Origin of the sequence: Nocardiopsis sp. CC223A, assembly GCF_030766825.1 — a bacterium.
Lineage (GTDB): Bacteria > Actinomycetota > Actinomycetes > Streptosporangiales > Streptosporangiaceae > Nocardiopsis.
Genome location: NZ_JASFDV010000102.1, coordinates 1 through 22,042, shown reverse-complemented (window position 1 = coordinate 22,042; position 22,042 = coordinate 1). Strand labels below are relative to the sequence as shown.

The 22,042-nt window shown below is 71.6% G+C and carries 20 protein-coding genes and 1 pseudogene; 17 read left to right on the top strand and 4 right to left on the bottom strand.

The features are described from left to right. Positions 1–37 precede the first annotated feature (37 nt). From QJS33_RS27900 to QJS33_RS27875, 6 genes are all read left to right on the top strand, one after another. Positions 38–1,123, top strand: a complete 1,086-nt coding sequence (locus QJS33_RS27900) for an S-(hydroxymethyl)mycothiol dehydrogenase (RefSeq protein ID WP_306371045.1) — start codon at positions 38–40, stop codon at positions 1,121–1,123. Further along, entirely contained in the window at positions 1,120–1,749 is a 630-nt protein-coding gene (locus QJS33_RS27895; RefSeq protein ID WP_306371044.1) for an MBL fold metallo-hydrolase, read from the top strand. Before QJS33_RS27900 ends, QJS33_RS27895 begins: the two co-directional genes overlap by 4 nt. Before the next feature lie 32 nt (positions 1,750–1,781). Beyond that, on the top strand, positions 1,782–4,232 hold the full coding sequence (locus QJS33_RS27890; RefSeq protein ID WP_306371043.1) for an FAD-dependent oxidoreductase: 2,451 nt from the start codon (positions 1,782–1,784) through the stop codon (positions 4,230–4,232). Positions 4,233–4,678: 446 nt separating this feature from the next. Then, on the top strand, positions 4,679–5,848 hold the full coding sequence (locus tag QJS33_RS27885; RefSeq protein WP_306371042.1) for an aromatic ring-hydroxylating dioxygenase subunit alpha: 1,170 nt from the start codon (positions 4,679–4,681) through the stop codon (positions 5,846–5,848). A gap of 2 nt (positions 5,849–5,850) precedes the next feature. Further along, on the top strand, positions 5,851–7,488 hold the full coding sequence (locus tag QJS33_RS27880; protein ID WP_306371041.1) for a BCCT family transporter: 1,638 nt from the start codon (positions 5,851–5,853) through the stop codon (positions 7,486–7,488). A gap of 3 nt (positions 7,489–7,491) precedes the next feature. Next, positions 7,492–7,860 (top strand): hypothetical protein, encoded by a 369-nt coding sequence (locus QJS33_RS27875; protein ID WP_306371040.1) that lies wholly within the window; start codon positions 7,492–7,494, stop codon positions 7,858–7,860. 26 nt (positions 7,861–7,886) lie between these two features. Here QJS33_RS27875 and QJS33_RS27870 read toward each other — a convergent pair whose 3' ends face one another. Continuing rightward, positions 7,887–8,543 (bottom strand): GntR family transcriptional regulator, encoded by a 657-nt coding sequence (locus tag QJS33_RS27870; RefSeq protein WP_306371039.1) that lies wholly within the window; start codon positions 8,541–8,543, stop codon positions 7,887–7,889. A 77-nt stretch (positions 8,544–8,620) separates the two neighbouring features. Here QJS33_RS27870 and QJS33_RS27865 point away from each other — a divergent pair, with 77 nt between their 5' ends. The 9 genes from QJS33_RS27865 (at position 8,621) to QJS33_RS27825 (ending at position 18,260) form a co-directional block, all read left to right on the top strand. Beyond that, the gene (locus QJS33_RS27865) at positions 8,621–9,862 is read left to right on the top strand and encodes a sarcosine oxidase subunit beta family protein (RefSeq protein ID WP_306371038.1); all 1,242 of its coding nucleotides are present in this window, start codon (positions 8,621–8,623) and stop codon (positions 9,860–9,862) included. Positions 9,863–9,878: 16 nt separating this feature from the next. Continuing rightward, complete coding sequence (locus tag QJS33_RS27860; protein WP_306371037.1) at positions 9,879–10,178, top strand: sarcosine oxidase subunit delta; 300 nt, start codon at positions 9,879–9,881, stop codon at positions 10,176–10,178. After that, positions 10,175–13,045, top strand: a complete 2,871-nt coding sequence (locus tag QJS33_RS27855; RefSeq protein ID WP_306371036.1) for a 2Fe-2S iron-sulfur cluster-binding protein — start codon at positions 10,175–10,177, stop codon at positions 13,043–13,045. The genes QJS33_RS27860 and QJS33_RS27855 overlap by 4 nt, the downstream gene beginning before the upstream one ends. Beyond that, the gene (locus tag QJS33_RS27850) at positions 13,035–13,640 is read left to right on the top strand and encodes a sarcosine oxidase subunit gamma (protein WP_306371035.1); all 606 of its coding nucleotides are present in this window, start codon (positions 13,035–13,037) and stop codon (positions 13,638–13,640) included. Before QJS33_RS27855 ends, QJS33_RS27850 begins: the two co-directional genes overlap by 11 nt. Continuing rightward, complete coding sequence (locus tag QJS33_RS27845) at positions 13,637–15,010, top strand: L-serine ammonia-lyase (protein ID WP_306371034.1); 1,374 nt, start codon at positions 13,637–13,639, stop codon at positions 15,008–15,010. The genes QJS33_RS27850 and QJS33_RS27845 overlap by 4 nt, the downstream gene beginning before the upstream one ends. Before the next feature lie 53 nt (positions 15,011–15,063). Then, positions 15,064–15,915 carry a formyltetrahydrofolate deformylase gene (gene purU / locus QJS33_RS27840; RefSeq protein WP_306371033.1) on the top strand — a complete coding sequence of 284 codons (852 nt, stop codon included), beginning with the start codon at positions 15,064–15,066 and terminating at the stop codon, positions 15,913–15,915. 440 nt (positions 15,916–16,355) lie between these two features. Further along, positions 16,356–16,973 carry a hemerythrin domain-containing protein gene (locus tag QJS33_RS27835; RefSeq protein WP_306371032.1) on the top strand — a complete coding sequence of 206 codons (618 nt, stop codon included), beginning with the start codon at positions 16,356–16,358 and terminating at the stop codon, positions 16,971–16,973. A 132-nt stretch (positions 16,974–17,105) separates the two neighbouring features. Beyond that, positions 17,106–17,525, top strand: coding sequence for an Hsp20/alpha crystallin family protein (locus QJS33_RS27830; protein ID WP_306371031.1), 420 nt, complete (start codon positions 17,106–17,108; stop codon positions 17,523–17,525). 207 nt (positions 17,526–17,732) lie between these two features. Further along, entirely contained in the window at positions 17,733–18,260 is a 528-nt protein-coding gene (locus tag QJS33_RS27825) for a flavodoxin domain-containing protein (RefSeq protein ID WP_306371030.1), read from the top strand. A gap of 39 nt (positions 18,261–18,299) precedes the next feature. Here the strand turns inward: QJS33_RS27825 and QJS33_RS27820 are convergent, their stop codons facing one another. Continuing rightward, complete coding sequence (locus QJS33_RS27820; RefSeq protein ID WP_306371029.1) at positions 18,300–19,220, bottom strand: universal stress protein; 921 nt, start codon at positions 19,218–19,220, stop codon at positions 18,300–18,302. A 267-nt stretch (positions 19,221–19,487) separates the two neighbouring features. Between QJS33_RS27820 and QJS33_RS27815 the strand changes: the two genes are divergently transcribed. Next, positions 19,488–20,189: a CBS domain-containing protein gene (locus QJS33_RS27815; protein WP_306371028.1), complete on the top strand. Its 702-nt coding sequence runs from the start codon at positions 19,488–19,490 to the stop codon at positions 20,187–20,189. 63 nt (positions 20,190–20,252) lie between these two features. Here QJS33_RS27815 and QJS33_RS27810 read toward each other — a convergent pair. Together QJS33_RS27810 and QJS33_RS27805 are read right to left on the bottom strand one after the other, a co-directional pair. Beyond that, positions 20,253–20,447: pseudogene (locus QJS33_RS27810) on the bottom strand (universal stress protein); the annotation flags it as partial. Between the two features lie 36 nt (positions 20,448–20,483). Continuing rightward, positions 20,484–21,308 (bottom strand): SAM-dependent methyltransferase, encoded by an 825-nt coding sequence (locus QJS33_RS27805; RefSeq protein ID WP_306371027.1) that lies wholly within the window; start codon positions 21,306–21,308, stop codon positions 20,484–20,486. Positions 21,309–21,509: 201 nt separating this feature from the next. Between QJS33_RS27805 and QJS33_RS27800 the strand changes: the two genes are divergently transcribed. Continuing rightward, positions 21,510–21,968, top strand: a complete 459-nt coding sequence (locus QJS33_RS27800; RefSeq protein WP_306371026.1) for a TipAS antibiotic-recognition domain-containing protein — start codon at positions 21,510–21,512, stop codon at positions 21,966–21,968. The last annotated feature ends 74 nt before the right edge of the window (positions 21,969–22,042 follow it).

Genomic DNA, 22,042 nt, shown 5'->3' with positions numbered 1-22,042 from the left:
GACCTGTGACGAGTCACGACACGACAGGAGAAGACCAGTGGTACACGCAGTGAACGGTGTTGTGGCCGCGGGGCGCGGGGCCGAGGTCTCCGTCGAGACGATCCTGGTGCCCGATCCCGGCCCCGGGGAAGCCCTGGTGAAGGTGCTGGCCTGCGGGGTCTGCCACACCGACCTGCACTACCGGGAAGGCGGCATCAACGACGAGTTCCCGTTCCTGCTCGGCCACGAGGCCGCCGGGGTGGTGGAGGCCGTCGGCGACGGTGTCACCGGCCTGGAACCGGGGGACTTCGTCGTCCTCAACTGGCGTGCCGTCTGCGGCGCGTGCCGGGCGTGCAAGCGCGGACGGCCCTGGTACTGCTTCGACACCCACAACGCCGCGCAGCCGATGACGCTCAAGGACGGCACCCCGCTGAGCCCCGCCCTGGGCATCGGGGCCTTCGCCGAGAAGACCCTCGTCCACAGCGGCCAGTGCACCAAGGTCGACCCGAGGACACCGCCGGAGGTGGCCGGGCTGCTCGGCTGCGGCGTCATGGCGGGCATCGGCGCCGCGATCAACACCGGGGCGGTCGGCCGCGGGGACAGCGTGGCCGTCCTCGGCTGCGGCGGTGTCGGTGACGCGGCCATCGCGGGTGCCCGGTTGGCGGGCGCCGACACGGTCATCGCCGTCGATCTCGACCGGCGCAAGCTCGAATGGGCCGAACGGTTCGGCGCGACCCACACGGTGGACGCACGCACCCAGGACGTGATCGAGTCGATCCGGGAGCTGACCGGCGGTCACGGGGCGGACGTCGTGATCGACGCGGTCGGCAGGCCGGAGACCTTCCGCCAGGCGTTCTACGCCCGCGACCTCGCCGGGACGGTGGTGCTGGTCGGCGTCCCCACACCGGACATGACCATCGACCTCCCGCTCATCGACGTGTTCGGCCGCGGCGGAGCGGTGAAGTCCTCCTGGTACGGCGACTGCCTGCCGAGCCGCGACTTTCCCATGCTCGTCGACCTCTACCTCCAGGGCAGGCTCGACCTGGGAGCCTTCGTCACCGAGACCATCGGCATCGGCGACGTCGAGCGCGCCTTCGAGGACATGCACGACGGACGCGTCCTGCGATCGGTGGTGGTCCTGTGAGCGCGCGGATCGAGCACCTTGAGACCTCCGGGACCTTCAGCCTCGACGGGGGCACCTGGGAGGTGTCCAACAACGTGTGGCTGGTCGGCGACGACGGGGAGACCGTCGTCATCGATCCCGCGCACGACGCCGAGGCGGTGCTGGCGGCGATCGGCGGCCGCACCGTGGTCGGAGTGATCTGCACCCACGGGCACGACGACCACATCAACGCCGCCGCCGAGGTGGCGGACAAGACCGGCGGGCCGATCCTGATCCATCCCGACGACGAACCGCTCTGGCGGTCCGTCCACCCGGACCGCGCCCCCGACGCCTGGCTGGCCCACGGGGAGTCCGTCACGGTGGCCGGGACGACGCTACGGGTACTCGGCACGCCGGGCCACACCTGGGGAGCGGTCTCGCTGTACGCCCCCGACCTGGGCGCCGTCTTCTCCGGCGACACCCTGTTCCGGGGAGGGCCGGGTGCCACGGGCCGCTCGTACTCCTCCTTCCCGACCATCATCGAGTCGATCCGGGACACCTTGCTGACCCTGCCCGCCGACACCGTCGTCCGCACCGGACACGGCCCCACCACGACCGTCGGCGCCGAGGCGCCGCACCTCGACAGCTGGATTCAGCGCGGGTCCTGACGCACTCCGACCACACGATCAGGAGGACCTCGATGCCGACCCAACCACGTGTCGTGCTCATCGGAGCGGGCATCGTCGGCTGCGCGCTGGCCGACGAACTGACCGCGCGCGGCTGGACCAACGTCACCGTGCTCGAACAGGGGCCGCTGTTCGCCACCGGCGGATCCAGCTCCCACGCACCCGGCCTGGTGTTCCAGACCACCGGATGCAAGACCATGACGGAGTTCGCCAAGTACACCGTTGAGAAGTACACCGCGCTGACGCTCGACGGCGAGTGGTGCTTCCAGCAGCTCGGCGGCCTGGAGGTGGCGACCACCCCGGAACGCTGGGCCGACCTGAAGCGCCGGCACGGCTGGGCGACGTCGTGGGGCGTGGAGAGCCACCTGCGCGACCCCGGCGAGTGCGCCGTGCTGCACCCGCTGCTCGATCCCGCCAAGATCCTCGGCGGGTTCCACATCCCCACCGACGGCCTGGCCAAGCCCGTGCGCGCGGCCGAGGCCCAGGCGCGGCGCGCGATCGACCGCGGCGCGCGCTTCCTCGCGCACCACAAGGTCACCGGCATCGGACGCCACGGCGGACGGGTCCGGGCCGTCGTCACCGAGCACGACACCTTCGCGGCCGACATCGTCGTCTCCTGCGTCGGCATGTGGGGCCCGCGGATCGGCCGCATGGTCGACCTCGACATCCCGCTGGTCCCGATGGCGCACCAGTACGCCAAGACGTCGCCGCTGAAGGTCCTCCAGGGGGTCAACGACGAACTGCGCGAGATGACCAAGCCGCTGCTGCGGCACCAGGAGGCGGGCCTGTACTTCCGTGAGCACGTCGACCGCCTCGGCATCGGCGCCTACGAGCACCGCCCGATGCCGGTCTCCGCCGACGACATCCCCGACCCCGGTGCCGCGCCGACCATGCCGTCGGAGATGCCGTTCACCCCGGACGACTTCGACAGGTCCTGGGAGGACTCCGTCGACCTGCTGCCGTGCCTCGCCGACGCCAAGGTCGACGAGGGGATCAACGGGCTGTTCTCCTTCACCCCCGACGGCAACCCCCTGCTCGGCGAACACCCCGACCTCCAGGGTTTCTGGGTGGCCGAGGCGGTGTGGATCACGCACTCCGCGGGGGTGGCCCGGGCGATGGCGGAGTGGCTGGTCGACGGCCAGCCCGCCATCGACCTGCACGGCTGCGACCTCAGCCGGTTCGAGGAGGTCGAGCGGGGACCGGAGCACGTCCACCTGCGGAGCTGCCAGGCCTTCGACGAGGTCTACGACGTGCTGCACCCGTTGCAGCCCGCCGAGCGCCCGCGCCCGCTGCGGACCAGCCCCTTCCACGAGCGGCAGGTCGAGCTCGGCGCGGTGTTCCTGGAGGGGGCGGGCTGGGAGCGGCCGCACTGGTACGAGGCCAACGCGGACCTGCCCGAGGTCGGGGAGATCCCCGAGCGCAACGACTGGGCCGCCCGGTACTGGTCGCCGATCGCGGGAGCCGAGGCGCTGGTGGCCCGCAAGCGGGTGGCGATGTTCGACATGACACCCCTGAAGCGGTTCGAGGTCACCGGCCCCGAGGCGCTGACGTTCCTCCAGACGATGACCACCAACCAGCTCGACCGCAAGGTGGGATCGGTCGTCTACACCCTCATGCTCAACGAGGACGGCGGGATCCGCAGCGACCTCACCGTCGCCCGGCTCTCCGAGGACCGCTTCCAGGTCGGGGCCAACGGCCCGATCGACCTCGACTGGCTGAGCAGGCACCTTCCGCCCAACGGGCGCGTGCAGATCCGCGACATCACGGCGGGCACCTGCTGCATCGGGCTGTGGGGCCCCGCCGCGCGGCGGCTCCTCCAGCCGCTCACCCGCGAGGACTTCTCGCACAGGGCACTGGGCTACTTCAAGTCGAAGCAGGCCTTCGTCGGCGACGTCCCGGTGACCGCGATGCGCCTGTCCTACGTCGGTGAGCTGGGCTGGGAGCTCTACACCACCGCCGACCTGGGCCGCCGCCTGTGGGACACCCTCTGGGAGGCGGGGCGGGACCTCGGCGTGATCGCCGCGGGCCGCAGCGCCTTCAACAGCATGCGGCTGGAGAAGGGCTACCGGTCCTGGGGGACGGACATGACCACCGAACACGACCCGTACGAGGCCGGACTCGGCTTCGCGGTGCGCATGGACAAGGGCTACTTCCACGGGAAGAACGCCCTGAGGAACCGCTCCGAGGACACCGTCTCACGCAGGCTCACCTGCCTGACCATCGACGACCCCCACCAGGTCGTCATGGGCTCCGAACCGGTCCGCGCCGACGGCGCACCGGTCGGCTACGTCACCAGCGCCGCACGCGGCTACACCGTCGGCAGGAACATCGCCTACGCGTGGCTTCCCGCGGACGTCTCCCGCCCCGGCACCCCCGTCGAGATCGAGTACTTCGGTGAACGCGTCCCCGCGGTGGTGGCGGCCGAGCCGCTCTTCGACCCCGACATGACCCGGATCCGGTCGTGAGTCGGCGCGGTGCCGGCCGATCCGGGCCCCGCAGCGCCCCAGGGCGTGTTCGGCGGATCATTCCGGGCCCACCCGTCGCCCGCCACCGCCCACCCGTCGCCCACCACCGCCCACCCGTCGCCCACCACCGCCCACCCGTCGCCCACCACCGCCCACCACCACCCTCAACGGACACCTTCGGTGCGGCACCTCCCGCTTACGGACACCTTCGGTGCGGTACTTCCACGGAGCCGCCGGACCGCCTCTCGCCGCGCCGCCTTCGCTTGGACAGCCGACCCCGGGCTGAACTGCGCTTGTCGTCTTGCGAGAGATCGCCTGGCGGCCGCTCCCAGCACTCGGCGCAAGCGCCGAGCCGCACGAAAGCATCCGCCGAACACGCCCCGGCCCTGCCTTCCTTCGGTCCCCGGCGCCCCCGTCGGCGCCCGCACAGTACGGAGACGGAGTAAATGACCGAGAACCTCGTAGCCCCCCCGGCCACCGGTGGTTCCGCGCTGCCCGAGAGCCTGATCCCGACCCTGCCCGGCCACACCTACACGGACCCGGGCGTCTTCGCCCTCGAACAGGAGAAGATCTTCGAGCGGATGTGGTTCTGCGCGGTGCGCAGCGCCGACCTGCCCAAGCCCGGCGACTTCCGCACCGTCCAGATCGGACGTGAGAGCGTGATCGTCGCCCGGTCCCGCGACGGCGCGCTGCGCGCCTTCCTGAACATCTGCCGCCACCGGGGCGCCAGGCTCTGCACGGAGGAGTCGGGCAGCGTCAGGCGCAACTTCCAGTGCCCCTACCACGCCTGGACCTACGGGCTCGACGGGAAGCTGGTCGCCGCCCCCAATCTGACCTCGATGCCGGACATCGACCGCACCGAGTACGGCCTCAAGCCGGTGCACCTGCGGGAGTGGCTCGGCTACGCGTGGCTGTGCCTGGACCGGGAGCCGCCCTCGTTCGAAGACACGGTGCAGGGCGACGTCGTCGAACGGCTGGGGTCGCTGGAGGCCATCGACAACTTCGAGATCGGCGGGCTCGACCTCGGACGGCGTATCACCTACGACGTCAGGGCGAACTGGAAGCTCATCATCGAGAACTTCATGGAGTGCTACCACTGCGCGACCATCCACCCCGAGCTCACCGAGGTGCTGCCCGAGTTCGCCGACGGCTACGCCGCCCAGTACTACGTCGGGCACGGCGCGGCCTTCGGTGAGGACGTCGCCGGATTCACCGTGGACGGCAGCGAGGGCTTCGAGCGGCTGTCCGGGGTGGACTCCGAGCAGGACCGCAGGTACTACGCGATCACCGTCCGGCCGCAGGTCTTCGTCAACCTGGTGCCCGACCACGTGATCGTGCACCGGATGTTCCCGCTGTCCGCCGACCGCACCGTCGTGGAGTGCGACTGGCTGTACAGCAAGGACGTCGTGGCGTCCGGCCGCGACGTGTCGCACTCCGTCGAACTGTTCCACCGGGTCAACCAGCAGGACTTCGACGCCTGCGAGCGCTGCCAGCCCGCGATGTCGTCGCGGGCCTACGCCGACGGCGGTGTCCTGGTGCCCTCCGAACACCACATCGGCGCATTCCACGAGTGGGTGCGGAAGGCACTCGATCCCAACGAGGACGGAGACGAGTAGAAATGATCACTGCCCCCAGGGTCTTCTGGCCCTCAGTGATTCTGGTCACGGTGTTCGTCGTGTTCACGGCGGTCTTCGCCGACACCGTGGCCGCGGCGATCACCACCGTTCAGAACACGGTGATCGGCACGTTCGGGTGGTACTACGTCCTGATCGTGTGCGGGTTCGTGGTGTTCTCGATCCGGATGGGTCTCGGCCGGTTCGGCGACATCAAACTCGGGCCCGACGACGAGGAACCCGAGTTCAGGCTCAGCACGTGGTTCTCGATGCTGTTCGCCGCGGGAATGGGCATCGGGCTGGTGTTCTGGGGGGTCGCCGAACCCCTGAACCACTTCGCGAGCCCGAAACCGGGCGTCGAGGGCGCGCCGCAGGAACTCGCCCAGCATTCGCTGGTACAGACGTTCCTGCACTGGGGCCTGCACCCGTGGGCGATCTACGTGGTCGTCGGCCTGGCCATGGCCTACGCGATCCATCGCAGGAACCGCCCCGTGTCGATCCGCTGGGCGCTGGAGCCGCTGCTGGGCAGGCGGGTCAACGGGTGGCTCGGCGATCTGATCGACGTCGTCGCGGTCATCGGGACCCTGTTCGGCGTGGCCACCTCGCTGGGCCTCGGCGTTCTGCAGATCGCGTCCGGGCTCGACGTGCTCGGCGTCGTCAGTGACCCGGGCAACTGGACGAACATCATCCTGATCGGCGCGATCACCGCGCTGGCCGTCTTCTCGGTGACCACCGGCCTGAAGCGGGGGGTCAAGTGGCTCTCCCAGATCAACATGGGGCTCGCCGTGGTGCTGATGGTCATCGTGCTGGTCATGGGCCCGACGCTGTTCATCCTCCGGGAGTTCGTGCAGTCGATCGGGCTGTACTTCCAGAACCTGCTCCAGTTGAGTTTCGACACCACCGCGATGGAGCGCCAGGACGGCGCCCAGTGGCAGGGCTGGTGGACGACGTTCTACTGGGGCTGGTGGATGTCCTGGGCGCCGTTCGTCGGTGTGTTCATCGCGCGCATCTCGCGCGGCCGGACGGTGCGGGAGTTCGTCACCGGCGTCCTGCTGGTGCCGACCGCGGTCACCTTCCTGTGGCTCACCGTGTTCGGCGGCAGCGCCCTGTACCGCGAGCTGTTCGGCTCCGGGGGAGGCGTCGCGGCGGACGGGTCCGTCGACACCGAGGCCGCCCTCTTCGGGCTGCTGGGCGAACTGCCGGGGGGAACCGTCCTGGTCGCGGGCGCGGTCGTCCTCATCGTGCTGTTCTTCGTGACCTCGTCGGACTCCGGCTCGCTCGTGGTCGACATGCTGGCCTCCGGGGGGACCACGGAGACCCCGGTCTGGAGCCGGGTGTTCTGGGCGTCGGCCGAGGGGGCGGTGGCCATCACGCTGCTGCTCGCGGGCGGACTGAGCGCCCTCCAGGTCGGCGCCATCCTCATCGCCCTGCCGTTCAGCGTCGTCATGCTGGTGATGTGCGCCGCGACGTGGAAGCAGTTCGGCGAGGAACGCCGCCGCCAGCTGCGGCTCCAGCGCAAGATGGAGCGCGAGAGGCTCACCGCGCAGGTCTCGCAGAACCTCCTCGATGAGGGTTGGACCGAGCCGAACGGCTCAGAGCCCTCGCGCACCGCGGACGGCGACGCCGTCGAGGACAGGGTGTGATCCATGGCGAAGCGCGTTTCCGATCACGACGTCGACGAGGACGCGCTGCGCGTCGGTGGGCCCGGCCGTGCCGCGGCCGGGCCCACCGGTGTGCCGGCCCCGCTCCAGCGCAGCCGGGAGCGGACGGGCGTCGGCCGAGCGGTGCGGACGCTGCCGCCGGTCGACCAACGGTCCGGGTTCGACCGCCCGGGCCGCGCCCGGCCGGACCCGCTCGCGGCCGACGGAGAACGGCGCAGGCCCTTCGGGTTCTGTGAGAACGGTGCGAAGGCGGTCGCGGAGGAGGCCACGACCCGCCGGGCCGGCCCCGACCTCTTCGCCCGCCACCCGGTCGCCGAACCGGCCGAGCGCACCGACTGCCGGCTCGGCTCCTGAAACCCGCAGAGGCGGCGCTCCCCGGTTCAGATCAGGGCGCGGATGGCCTGCTCGAACCCGGTGACGTGTCGCAGCGCGAGCTCCGCCGCCCTGTCGGACTCGCCCTCGATGACGGCGGTCAGCAGGGGGATGTGCTCCTCCACGTGGCCGGTCACCCCGGACAGGCGTGGGATGAAGACGCACCAGATCCTGGTGGCCAGACTGTCGTAGGTGATCAGCGTGTCCTCCAGGAAGGGGTTGTACGCGCACCGGTAGAGCGCCCGGTGCACGCTGACGTCGGTACGGAGCAGATCGGTGTTGTCCTGCCCGTGGTCGCTTTCGAGCCGGGACCGCAGTTCGGTGAGCTCGGCGCGGTCGGCGGGGGTGGCGCGCTCGGCCGCCGCCGAGGCGGCGAGCGGCTCCAGGGTGCGCCGTACCTCCGAGATGTGTGCCAGGTCGGAGATCTGCACGTCGGTGGCGAAGGTGCCCCGGCGCGGGTAGGCGACGACCATGCGGTCCCTTTCGAGGCGCTTCAACGCCTCGCGGATCGGTGTGCGTCCCATGCCGAGTTCGGCGCTGAGCCGGTCCTCGTTGATCGGATCGCCCGGCCTGATCTCCAGCATCACCAGGCTGTCGCGGATCGCGGCGTAGGCCTGTTCCGCCAGTGACGCTCCCGACGATTGGTTCTTGACCTGAGTTCCCATGTGACCTACGGTACTATGAAGTTTGATATATCAGTAGTTGACCAGACAGGGTCCCGACTTCCGCTGGAGGCTCCGCGATGACCAGCCCCCCGGCACGGCCGCCCGGTGCGCACCTGCCCGACCACCCCGACTTCCTGTGGGACGACCCGGAACCGAAGGCCTCCTACGACGTCGTGATCGTCGGCGGCGGCGGTCACGGCCTCGCCACCGCGTACTACCTCGCCAAGGTGCACGGCATCACGAATGTGGCGGTACTGGAGAAGGGGTGGCTGGCGGGCGGCAACATGGCCCGCAACACCACGATCATCCGGTCCAACTACCTGTGGGACGAGAGCTCCGGCATCTACGAGCACTCCCTGAAGCTGTGGGAGGGCCTTGAGGAGGACCTCGGCTACCCGATCCTGTTCGACCAGCGCGGGGTGCTCAACCTCGCCCACAGCCTCCAGGACGTGCGCGACAGCGTGCGGCGGGTCAACGCCAACCGGCTCAACGGCATCGACGCCGAGTGGCTGGACCCGCAGGGCGTCAAGGAGGTCTGCCCGATCGTCGACATCTCGCAGGACGTGCGCTACCCCGTGCTGGGAGCGACCTACCAGCCGCGGGCGGGGATCGCCAAGCACGACTACGTGGCCTGGGGCTACGCGCGCGCCGCGCACGCGATGGGCGTCGACCTCATCCAGAACTGCGAGGTCACCGGCATCGGGACGGCGGGCGGCCGGGTCACCGCGGTGGAGACCACACGCGGCCGCATCGCCGCGGGCCGCGTCGGGCTGTGCGCGGCGGGCCACAGCTCGGTCCTCGCGGCGATGGCCGGCCTCCGGCTCCCGCTCGCGTCGCACCCGTTGCAGGCGCTGGTCTCGGAGTTGCTGGAACCCGTGCACCCGACCGTGGTGATGTCCAACGCGGTGCACGTCTACGTGTCCCAGGCGCACAAGGGCGAACTGGTCATGGGCGCGGGCATCGATAGCTACAACGGCTACGGCCAGCGGGGGTCGTTCCACATCATCGAACGGCAGATGTCCGCCGCCCTGGAGCTGTTCCCCGTCTTCGCCAGGGCGCACCTGCTGCGCACCTGGGCGGGCATCGTCGACGTCAGCCCGGACGCCTCCCCGATCGTCGGCCTCACCCCGGTCGAGGGCCTCTACCTCAACTGCGGCTGGGGCACCGGCGGCTTCAAGGCCACCCCCGGCGTCGGCGACTGCTTCGCGCACACCATCGCCCACGACAAGCCGCACCGGTTCAACGAGCCCTTCACCCTCGAACGGTTCACCACCGGCGCCCTCGTCGACGAGCACGGCGCCGCCGCGGTCGCGCACTGAGAGCAAGGAGCCAGGCATGCAACTCATCCCCTGCCCGTGGTGCGGGCCGCGCGAGGAAACGGAGTTCCACTACGGCGGCCAGGCGCACGTCGCCTACCCCGAGGACCCCTCGGCGCTGACCGACCAGGAGTGGGCGCAGTACGTGTTCTTCCGCGACAACCCGAGCGGGCCGTTCGCCGAGCGGTGGAGCCACAGCGCGGGCTGCCGCCGGTGGTTCAACGCCGTCCGCGACACCAGGACCCACGACCTGCTGTCCGTCCACCGCATCGGTGAGCCGGTGCCCGATCTCGGCGAAAAGGACGAGGTGGTCTCGTGAGTGCGACCTTCCGCCTGCCCACCGGCGGGCTCATCGACCGGGAGACCACACTGCGGTTCACCTTCGACGGCCGGCCGATGACCGGGCACCGCGGGGACACCCTGGCGTCCGCGCTGCTGGCCAACGGAGTCCACGGGACCGGCACCGGCATCAGGTACGGCAGGCCGCGCGGCATCGTGGCGGCGGGTTCGGAGGACCCGACGTCCCTGGTGCAGATCGAGCAGCCGTTCCCGGAACCGATGCTGACCGCGACCACCGTCGAGCTCTACGACGGACTGGTGGCGCGCGGCCTGTCCGGACAGGGCAGGCTGGCGTCCGAGCCCGACCCGGCCCGCTACGACGCCAAGCACGTGCACTGCGACGTCCTCGTCGTCGGCGCGGGGCCCGCGGGCCTGGTGGCCGCGCTCACCGCCGCCCGCGGCGGTGCCCGGGTCGTCGTGGTCGACGAGCAGACCCGGGCCGGGGGCGCGCTGCTCGGCACCAGGGAGTACCTCGACGAACGGCCGTCGGCGGAGTGGGTCGCCGGCATCGTGGCGGAGTTGCGGAACACCCCCGGGGTGCTGGTCCTGGAGCGCACCACCGCCTTCGGCGTCTACCAGGACGGGTTCGTGCTCGCCCTACAGCGCCGCACCGACCACCTCGGTTTCGACGCGCCCGCCGACACGGCCCGCCAGCGCGTCTGGCGGATCAGGGCCAAGCAGACCGTCCTGGCCACCGGCGCCCACGAACGCCCCGTCGTCTTCGCCGACAACGACCGCCCCGGAATCATGCTCGCCGGCTCGGCGCGCACCTACCTGCACCGCTACGGCGTCCTGCCCGGCACGCGGGCGGTCGTCTTCACCACCAACGACAGCGCCTACACCGCGGCGATCGACCTCGCCAGGGCCGGGATGGACGTCGCGATGGTCGTCGACGCCAGACCCGTCGCCCCCGGAGTCCTCGCCGCCCGGTGCCATGCCCGCGACATCGAGGTGCGCGCCGGCCACGCCGTCACCGGAACCGGGGGCGGGGACCGGGTCACCGACGTCCGCATCGCCCCGATGCCCGGCACGGACGGGACCGCCGACACCGTCGACTGCGACACCCTGCTGGTCTCCGGCGGCTGGAACCCCGTCGTGCACCTGTTCAGCCAGGCACGCGGCAGGCTCCGCTACGACTCCGGTCTCGGCGCCTTCGTTCCCGGCGGGGAACCGCCCGCCGTCGGGGTCGCGGGATCGGCGACCGGCGCTCTGGACTTCGCCTCGTGCGTCCGGCAGGGGCGCGACGCCGGACGCGCGGCCGCGCTCGCGGCGGGTGCCGCGCCGGCGGGCGAGGTCGTGCTGCCGGTGTCGGACACGCGGACCGATGCGCAGCCCGGCCTGGTGCTGTGGCGCGTTCCGGGTGAGCCCGCGGAAGGCGCTCCGGACACCCGCTTCGTCGACCTACAGCGCGACGCCACGGTGTCCGACGTGCTGCGCGCCACCGGCGCCGGGCTGCGCTCGCTCGAACACGTCAAGCGCTACACGACCATCGGCACCGCACACGACCAGGGCAAGACGTCCGGGACGATCACCGCGGGGCTGGTCGCCGAGGCCCTGGGCACCGAACTCTCCGAGCAGCGGCCCACCACGTTCCGGCCGCCGTACACGCCGGTGTCGTTCGCCGCGCTGGCCGGGCGGGACCGCGGTGGTCTGCACGACCCGGCGCGCGTGACCGCGCTGCACCCCTGGCACGTCGCGCACGGTGCGCTGTTCGAGGACGTGGGGCAGTGGAAGCGCCCCTGGTACTTCCCGCTGCCGGGCGAGGACATGGACGCCGCGGTGCTGCGGGAGTGCCGCGCGGCGCGCGAGGGCGTCGCCCTGATGGACGGTTCGACGCTGGGCAAGATCGATCTCCGGGGCAGGGACGCCGGGTCGTTCCTCGACATGCTCTACACGAACAAGATGAGCGCCCTGAAGGTCGGCGGGATCCGTTACGGGGTGATGTGCGGCGTCGACGGCATGGTCATCGACGACGGCACCGTCATCCGGCTCGCGGAGGACCGGTTCCTGGTGACCACGACGACCGGCAACGCCGCGATGGTCCTGGACTGGATGGAGGAGTGGTTGCAGACCGAGTGGCCGCACCTCGACGTGTACGCCACCTCGGTCACCGAGCACTGGGCCACGATCCCGCTGGTGGGGCCGCGGTCGCGGGACGTGCTCGCCGGGCTCGCCCCCGGCCTGGACGCGGGCAACGAGGCCTTCGGGTTCATGGAGTGGCGGGACACCGTCCTCGACGTGGGAGCGGGCGTCCCCGCGCGGGTCTGCCGGATCAGCTTCTCCGGGGAACTGGCCTACGAGATCAACGTGACCGCCTGGCACGGCCTCGCCGTCTGGGAAGCGCTCATGGCGGTGGGAGAGCGGTACGGGATCACGCCGTACGGCACCGAGACGATGCATGTGCTGCGCGCCGAGAAGGGCTACCCCATCATCGGCCAGGAGACCGACGCCACGGTCACCCCCCAGGACCTGGGGATGTCGTGGGCCGTGTCGAAGAAGAAGGCCGACTTCATCGGCAAGCGGTCCTTCGCCAGGGCGGAGAACAACCGGCCGGACCGCAAGCAGCTCGTCGGGCTGCTGCCGGTCGACCCGGACCTGCGGCTGCCGGAGGGCGCGCAGGTCGTCGACACCGACCGACTGCCTCAGCCGCCGGTCCGGATGCTCGGCCACGTCACCTCCAGCTACCGCAGCGCCGCACTGGGCCGGACGTTCGCGCTCGCGGTCGTGCGCTCCGGCCGCGAACGCGTCGGCGAGACGCTCCACGTCCCCGTCGGGGACGACCTCGTGCCGGTCACCGTGACCGAGTCCGTGTTCTACGACAAGGAAGGAGCCCGCCGTGACGGCTGACATCGGCATCCGGACCAGCCCGCTGGCCGCGTGGACGGACCGGCTGGCCGCTCTCGAACCCGCGCTGACGGCGGTCGAGCGACCGTTCCTGACCCAGCTCACCGTGCGGGTCTCCGACCCGGTCGCCGTGGCCGGGATGGGCGGGGCGCTGGGCGTCGCGTTCCCGGCCCACCCGTGCACGTCCACCCGGGGAAGAGGCCCCTTCGGCGACGTCGAGGTCCTGTGGCTGGGACCCGACGAGTTCCTCGTGGTGGCCGCGCCCGACTCGTCGGTGCCGGTCGAGGACGCGCTCCGCACGGCCCTTCGCCCCGCGCGGGGCGTGGTCGTGGACACCTCGGCCCAGCGCACGACGGTGGCGTTGTCGGGGCCGCACGCGCGTGACGTCCTCGCCCACGGCTGCGCCGTCGACCTGCACCCGTCGGTGGCGCCGACCGGTACCTGCGTGCAGACCCTGCTGGCCAGGACCGGGATCATCCTGCGGGTCGCCGACGCCGGATCGGGCGCGTTCACCGTGCTGGTCAGGTCCTCCTTCGCCGAGTATCTCGCCGCGTGGCTGAGTGACGCCTGCGTCGAGTACCGGGCGGCCCTGTCATGAGCCTGAGCGTGTTCGACCTGTTCAAGGTCGGCATCGGGCCGTCGAGCTCGCACACCGTCGGCCCGATGCGCGCGGCCAGGACGTTCGTGGACGCCCTGCGGGACGAGGGGGCGCTGCCGCGGACCGCCTCGGTGCGCGTCGAGCTGTTCGGGTCGCTCGGCGCGACCGGCCACGGGCACGGCAGCGTCAGGGCCGTGGTGCTGGGGCTCGCGGGCCATGCGCCCGACACGGTCGACCCGGTCGCGGTCCGGCCGATGGCGGACGATGTGGCGGCGACCGGGAAGCTGGAGCTGGCGGGCCGCCACGTGATCGGGTTCTCCGTCGACGACGACGTCGTCCTGCACCGGAACAGGCGGCTCGACTTCCACAGCAACGGCATGGTCTTCCGCGCGTTCGACCGCTCGGGGGCGCCGGTGGCGGACCGGACGTACTACTCGGTCGGCGGTGGCTTCGTCGTGGACGAGGACGCCGCCGGGGCCAAGGCCCTCGTCGAGGACGCCACGCCCGTGGAGTACCCGTTCTCCACCGCTCAGGAACTGCTGGACCACACCGCCCGCACCGGGCTGTCCCTCAGCGGGGTGATGCTGGCCAACGAGCGGGCCCGCCGCACAGAACGGGAGACCAGGGACGGGCTGCTGGGGATCTGGGCGGTGATGCGGGAGTGCGTCGAACGCGGATCCGCGACCCGGGGCGTGCTGCCCGGCGGGCTCGGGGTCCGGCGCCGCGCCGCGGCGCTGCGGGACGGCCTGGAGGCCGCGGGCGAGTCCGAGGATCCGCTGCGCGCCATGGAGTGGGTCACGATGTTCGCCCTCGCGGTCAACGAGGAGAACGCGGCGGGCGGACGGGTCGTGACCGCGCCGACCAATGGCGCGGCAGGGATCATTCCGGCGGTCCTGCACTACTACGACCGTTTCGTGCCCGGTGCCGACGAGGACGGGATCGTGCGGTTCCTGCTCACCGCGGGCGCGATCGGCATGCTGTTCAAGCAGAACGCTTCGATCTCCGGCGCGGAGGTCGGATGCCAGGGCGAGGTCGGCTCCGCCTGCTCCATGGCGGCCGCCGGTCTCGCCGAGGTGCTCGGCGGCACCCCCGCCCAGGTGGAGAACGCCGCGGAGATCGGGATCGAGCACAACCTCGGCCTCACCTGCGACCCGGTGGGCGGCCTGGTGCAGATCCCCTGCATCGAGCGCAACGCGATCGCCTCCGTCAAGGCCATCACCGCGGCGCGGATGTCGGTACGCGGTGACGGCGTACACCACGTGAGCCTGGACAAGGCCGTCAAGACCATGCGGGAGACCGGTGCCGACATGAAGGACAAGTACAAGGAGACGGCCCGCGGCGGGCTCGCGCTCAACGTCGTCGAGTGCTGACCCGCGCCGTGCGCGTGAGCACCCCCAACCCTTCACACTGAGGAGAGGCCATCGTGGCGCGAAACTTCGTTCTCACCCTCCGGTGCCCGGAACGGTCGGGCATCGTCCACGCGGTGACCGAGTTCCTGGTCGACCAGGGCTGCGACATCGTCGAGCACAAGCAGTTCGACGACGACGTCCGGGGCCGGCTGTTCCTGCGGACATCGTTCTCGTGCTCGAAGCCGGAGGCGGGTGCCGACGACCTCCGGCGCGAGTTCGTCGCCGTGGCGCGGGAGTTCGCCATGGAGTTCCAGATCCGGGACGAGCGGCCGCCGCGCATCCTGGTGATGGTGTCGAAGACCGCTCACTGCCTGAACGACCTGCTGTTCCGCTGGCGTGCGGGCAATCTCGGCGGGGAGATCGTCGGAGTGGTGTCCAACCACCGGGACCTGCGGCCGATGGCCGAGGCGGCCGGCCTGGACTTCGTGCACGTGCCGGTGACCGCCGAGTCCAAGCCCGCGGCCGAGGCGCGCCTGCTGGAGCTGGTCGAGGAGTACCGCGCCGACCTCGTGGTGCTCGCGCGGTACATGCAGGTGCTCTCCGACGACCTGTGCGCCAAGCTCGAAGGACGCGTGATCAACATCCACCACTCGTTCCTGCCCGGCTTCAAGGGCGCGAAGCCGTACCACCAGGCCTACGACCGCGGTGTGAAGTACGTCGGGGCGACCGCGCACTACGTGACCCCCGACCTCGACGAAGGACCGATCATCGAGCAGGAGGTGCTGCGGGTGGACCACTCCTACGACCCGGGCGCGCTGGCGACGGTGGGGCGCGACGCCGAGGCGCTCGCGCTGTCCCGGGCCGTGCGCTGGCACTGCGAGCACCGGGTCCTGCTCAACGGCGGCAGCACCGTGGTCTTCCGCTGACCCCGCGGGGCCGTTCACCACCCGGCCGTGAGCGGCCCGGGCCCGCCCGGACTCCTTCGGCGGAACCCGCTCCCCGCGCCGCGCGCCGGTGGGCCACGAACCTCCCGGGGTCCCGTCACGGGTCCGGTGGGCCGTCCCGGCGGGAGCGGACGGCCGCCCGTCCGGGCCTCCGGCGGGCCGTCGCCCGCTCCGCCGGGCGTACTGCGGGCGGAGGGCCCCGGTCGGCGAACTGCTCGCTGGTGCGATCATCGCCGTCATGCTCACCGGCGGCCGGATGCTGGAGGACCGGGCCGGGCGCCGTGCCCGTCGGGACCTGAGCGCTCTGCTCGCCCGGGTACCGCGCACCGCACACCGGATCGACGGCGACGAGGTGTCCGCCGTCCCCGTCGACGAGGTGCGCCCCCGGGGACCTGCTGGTCCGGCCGGGCGAGACGCTTCCCGTGGACGGGCGCGTCACGGACGGCACGGCCGTGGTGGACGAGTCGGCGGTCACCGGGGAGCCGCTCCCCGTAGAGCGGGCCGTGGACCAGGACGTGCGCGGCGGTACCGTCAACGCCGGCGGCCCCTTCCGCATGCGGGCGACCACCGACGCCCGGGCGAGCGCGTTCGCCGTCATCGTCCGGCTGGCCCGTGAGGCCGAGGCGCACACCCGGCTATGGCCGGGGATCGAGGCCCTGGTGCCCGCCGCCGAGACCCTCGTCGGAGGCGGGACGGATCAGCGGGCCGAGACGGTCTCGGACCTGCGCGCGTTCCTTGAGGTGCCGCCCGCTCACGAGCAGCGCGCCGAGCAGCTGCTCTATCCGAGGGTCGCCGACGTCCTGGGCCGACCGGACACCACCGCGACGATGAGCCGTGAGCACACCGAGATCGCGGAGCTGACCCGCCGCCTGCGCGCCGCACTGGATGAGGTCGAGGACGCTCCGGACGGCGGCGGCGACGCACGCCGGTACGCGGCGCGGGTCGCCATCGAGCTGTACGCGGTCCTGCGTCGGCACTTCGCCCAGGGGGAGGGCTTCCACGTGCTCGCCGCAGTCGACGACGGCCCTCGGAACGTGTGACGTAAGACCCTAGGGGATGCACCCTTCGACGCCTGTTCCGGAGTGCCGGACGGAGGTCCAGTGGAGGGGAGGCCGACGTCCGCCGTTACGGGGACGGGGCCGATGACCTGAGGGGATCAAGGAGATGAGGACATGAACGCCATCACCCGTCGGACCGGACCGCCCCGCCTCCCCGACCTGGCCGAGCTGTTCGACGCACCGTTCTTCGCCGGGCGTTCTCCCGTAGGGCTGCGGGTCGAGACCGCGATGGAGGACGACAGGTACGTGGTCCGGGCGGAGGCACCCGGGATGGACCCCGACAAGGACCTCACCGTCACCATCGAGCACGGGGTCCTGACGATCCAGGCCGAAAGGAGCGAGAGTACGGCGACCCCGCAGCACTCGGAGTTCCGCTACGGCTCCTTCAGCCGCACGCTCGCGCTCCCCGCGGACGCCTCCGGGGAGGACGTCGTCGCCTCCTACGACAAGGGCATCCTTGAGGTGAGCATCGGCCTGACCCGGCGTTCGGAGAACAGCCGCCGGGTGCCCATCGCCCGCAAGGACCAGGAGTAGGCGGTGTGAGGCACCGCCTGCGCCCGGCGCGGAAGGGCGGGGGTGCGGCTCCCGGGGGTGCCGCGCCCTGTGGCGGGGCCCTCCCGTGTACCGGTTCCCGGCGCTCGTCCACTACGGATTCTCGTTGCAGGCGGGCGCGGGGGCCGGCCATCGGCCGCCCGAGCGTATTCCGGCCCGGAAACGAGTACACGGGATGGAGGTGCCGCCATGACCGTGCTGGTGGGTTACGCGAGTGAGCACGGATCCACGGGCGGTGTCGCCCGGAGGATCGCCGCCCGGCTGCGCGAGCGGGGCTGCACCGTGGACGTGCGTCCGTTGGCCGAAGCGCCAGGGGCGGATTGCTACGAGGCAGCGGTGCTGGGCAGCGCCGTGCACAACGGAGCCTGGCTCACCGAGGCCTCCGACTACGTCCGCGCCGACACCGACGCGCTCGGGCGGATCCCGGTCTGGCTGTTCAGTGTCGGCCTGGCCAGGGCCGTCGGGGGCTGGTTCGAGAAGCACGCCCGGGACCCCGAGGAGATCATGGAGCTGTGCAGGGGATTCGATCTCCGCGAGCACCGCCTGCTGGCCGGTGCTCTGCAACCGGAACACATCCCGTTGCCGGGACGGGTCTTCTATCGGCTCATCGGAGGTCGCTACGGCGACTTCCGTGACTGGGACGAGATCGACGCATGGGCCGACACGATCGCCGCCGGTCTGCCGGCGTCGGGCGCCCCGGGCACCGCGTCGGTATGAGCGCCGCCTGCTCTGCGGGCGGCGCGGGGAGAAGCGCCCTCACTCCTGCGCGGGCCGCCGACGGGGCGGCCGTACGACCGCGACCGGGCACGGGCTGTGGGAGATCACGTGTCGGCTCACCGAACCCAGCAGCATTCCGGCGAAGCCTCCCCGACCGTGCGAGCCGACGACCATCAGGTCGCAGTCCTGGGCGGCGACGCACAGGGCCTGGGCCGGGTGTCCCGTCGCGACGACCTCCTCGACCCGTACCTGCGGCCACCGGGCACGTTCGTCCGCGATCGCATCGGACAGGAGCCGCCGGGCGGCCGCCTGCGCCTTCGCCTCCTCGGCCTCCTGCTCTTCTTCGGTCCTGGTCCAGGACGGCTCCCCCAGCGCACCGAAGCGCCACCAGGCGTGGTCCTCGCGCACCGTCACCGCGCGCAGCACCGCCCCGCGGGCGTCGGCGGCCGGGAACGCCCATTCCACGGCCAACCGGGCGGTCTCCGAACCGTCGACCCCCACCAGCAGGCGACCTGTAGCGGTTCCGGGCGGCCGGTCCGGCACGACCACGACGGGGCACGAGGCGGAGACGAGCATCTCCAGATCCGTGGACCCCGGTATGACGGCGTCCACGGCCGTCCTGTGGTGTGCGCCCAGGACCAGCATGTGCGCCTTCTGGCTCTCCAGCAGGAGAACGGTGACCGGGTCACTGGTGATGTGCACCGCTTCGACGGTGAGGTCGGGCTCCAGTTCCAGGGCGCGCCGACGTGCACTCCCCACGATGCGGAGGGCGAACTCGTCCACGTCGAACCCCGGCAGGTCCCGGGGCATGGAATGGTAGAGGGGCCAGGAGAAGGCGTACACGATGCGCAGCCGCAGGCCCCGCCGGCGGGCCTCGCCCGCCGCCCAGTCCACGGCGCGTTCGCTCGCCGGTGATCCGTTGACCGCCACCACCACGGGTGTGCGTCCGTTCTGGGCCATTGTTCTCCCCTGACTGCTAGAGGACCCTCTTTTCCCAGGTTAGACAGATCGCGTGCGGCGCGCCCAGGGACGTACGTCCCGTCCGGGGCATGACTCCATAAGACCCGGTACAAGGGGGTCCCATGGCTCTGGTCCCACGGAGACCGGGAAAGGAGGATGGCAGACGAGGAGCGGAGTCGGAGCGAGTTCTCCGGCGCGGGCGACCCGTGTCGACCCTGTCGGCGCCGCACGCCCGTCGTCCGGCCCGGGACCTGAGAGGAGTCCGTGATGCGTACCGTACGAGACGTCATGACCACCGAGGTCTTCTCGGTCGCCGAGGACACCGATTACCGGGACGTCGCCTCGGTGCTGATCGAGCGGCGGGTGAGCGCGCTGCCGGTGACCGACGATGGCGGGCACGTGGTCGGTGTGGTGTCCGAGGAGGACCTGCTGCACAAGGAGGAGTTCGCCGGAGGGGGCTACCAGCCGCCGCTGCGCGCCCGGCTGCGGGCACGGACGGGCGTGGGGGGCAGCGCGGCGGACAAGGCCGAGGCCCGAACCGCCGGCGGGTTGATGACGAGCCCAGCCGTCACCGTGTCCCCTGACAGGAGTGTGGTCGCCGCCGCCCGCTCGATGGAGCGCCACGGGATCGGGCGCCTTCCGGTGGCCGACGGCGACGGGCACCTGATCGGGATCGTGAGCAGGCGGGACCTGCTGTCGGTGTTCATCAGGGAGGACGACGACATCGCCGGGGAGGCCCGCGAAGAGATCACCGAGGCCCTGCGGCCGGTACGTGTCCAGGACCCCGTCGTCGCCGTCGAGGACGGGGTGGTGAAGTTGTCGGGGACCGTGGAGCACCGCAGTGAGGCCCAGGCGATGATCCGCCGGATCAGGGCCGTGGAGGGGGTGGTGGCGGTCGACTCCGACCTGCGCTGGCGCGTCGACGACATCGTGCCCGAGTACGTCCGGTGGCGCTCCGTCACTCCCTGATCCGGTCGGCGCCGGTCCACCGGCCGTCCGCGGCCCCGGCGAGGGCTGCCGTCCCTGCTCCGCTCAGGGGGCGTGCACGATCATGAGCGGGCACGGGGCGCAGTGCAGCAGTCCGTGCGCGGTCGTTCCCAGCGCGGCGCGTGGGAATCCGTGGCGTCCCCGTGCGCCGACCACCGGCAGGTCGGCGTTCTGCGCTGCCTCGGCCAGAGCGGTCACCGGATGTTCCTCCAGGACCCGCGCCTCGACCGGTACGTCGCGGGACCGGTGCCGTGGTCGGGCTGCCCGCCGCCCGGGTCAGGGCTTGCGGCCCACCCCGCCGTACTGGTCCAGACCGCGCTTGGTGTGGACCTCCAGGGGTGCCGGGCGCCACCGCGGGCAGGGCACCACACCGGGTTCGAGCAGTTCCAGGCCCTCGAAGCGGGCGGCGATGAACTCCGGGCTGCGCAGCAGGTACGGCACGTCGCCCTGCTCGTTGCCGGCCTCGATGGCCTTGTTGTAGGCCTCGCTGGTGTTGGCGCCGTCGTAGCTGGCCAGGTAGCTGCCGGAGGGCAGGGCGTCCAGCAGGCGGCGCACGATCGGCTGGACGTCGTCCTCGGGGATGTGGCCCAGGATCCCCATGAGCATGAGCGCGACGGGCCGGTCGAAGTCCAGGGTCTCGGCGGCGCGCTCCAGGATCGTGTCGGGGTCGCGCAGGTCGGCGTCGATGTAGTCGGTGACCCCCTCCGGGGTGCCGACCAGCAGGGCGCGTGCGTGCGCCAGCACGAGGGGGTCGTTGTCCACGTACACCACCCGGGACTCCGGGGCGATCGCCTGGGCCACCTCGTGGGTGTTGTCGGCGGTGGGCATCCCGGTCCCGATGTCGAGGAACTGGCGGATGCCCGCCTCCTGCGTCAGGTGGGTGACGACGCGGATGAGGAACTTCCGGCTGGTGCGGGCCAGGTCCACGATCTCCGGGAAGCCCTCGGCCACCGCGTCGCCCGCGATCCGGTCGATCGGGTAGTGGTCCTTGCCGCCCATCCAGTAGTTCCAGATCCGGGCCGAGTGGGTCCGGGTGGTGTCGATGACCGGGGGGCGGTCGTCGGAGCCCGTGGGGGAGGACGGGAGCGGGGCGTCGGTCATGGGGTGTCCACCTCGGTGTGCAGGGGGTCGCCGCGGTGGCGGGGCGTCGGCGTCCGAACGCCGCAAAGCCCGTCCACGGCGGGGTTCTCGTTCGCCCTCACACCCTAAGCGACCCGGCCCGGTCGTGCCTCCCTCGAAAGTACGAGGGACGGGCCGTGCGGGGCTTGACCCTGACGCGACGTCGGGCTTTAGCGTGGCGGCATGACGAGGAGAGAACAGAGGTCCCCGCTCTCGGCCGACGACAAGCGCGAGGTCTGGGGTGGTTTCGCGGACCGCGAGGAGGAGTACCTCGACGAGGTCGAACAACGGTGGGGCGGTTCCGAGGCGTACGCCGAGTCCGCCCGGCGCGTCGCCGGGTACGGCAGGGCCGACTGGGAGCGGATCAACCGGGACAACGCGGCGATCGAGGCGAGGATCCGCGAACTGATGGCCGCCGGGGCGGACCCGCGCGGCACCGCGGCGATGGACGTCGCGGAGGCGTCCCGGCTCCACGTGTCGCGGTGGTTCTATCCGATGGACCACGAGTTCCACGTGAACAAGAGCGAGCTCTACGTCCGGGACGAGAGGTTCCGGAGGGGGATCGAGGAGAACACCGCCCCCGGTGCCGCGGAGTGGCTGCGGGCCGCGATCGTCGCGAACGCGGAGCGGGTGCGGGGCTGAGCCGTCCGCCGTCCGGTGGCGGGTCAGGAGGGCAGGGTCACCTCGCGCAGCGGGTCGCCGCCGTCGATGAGCAG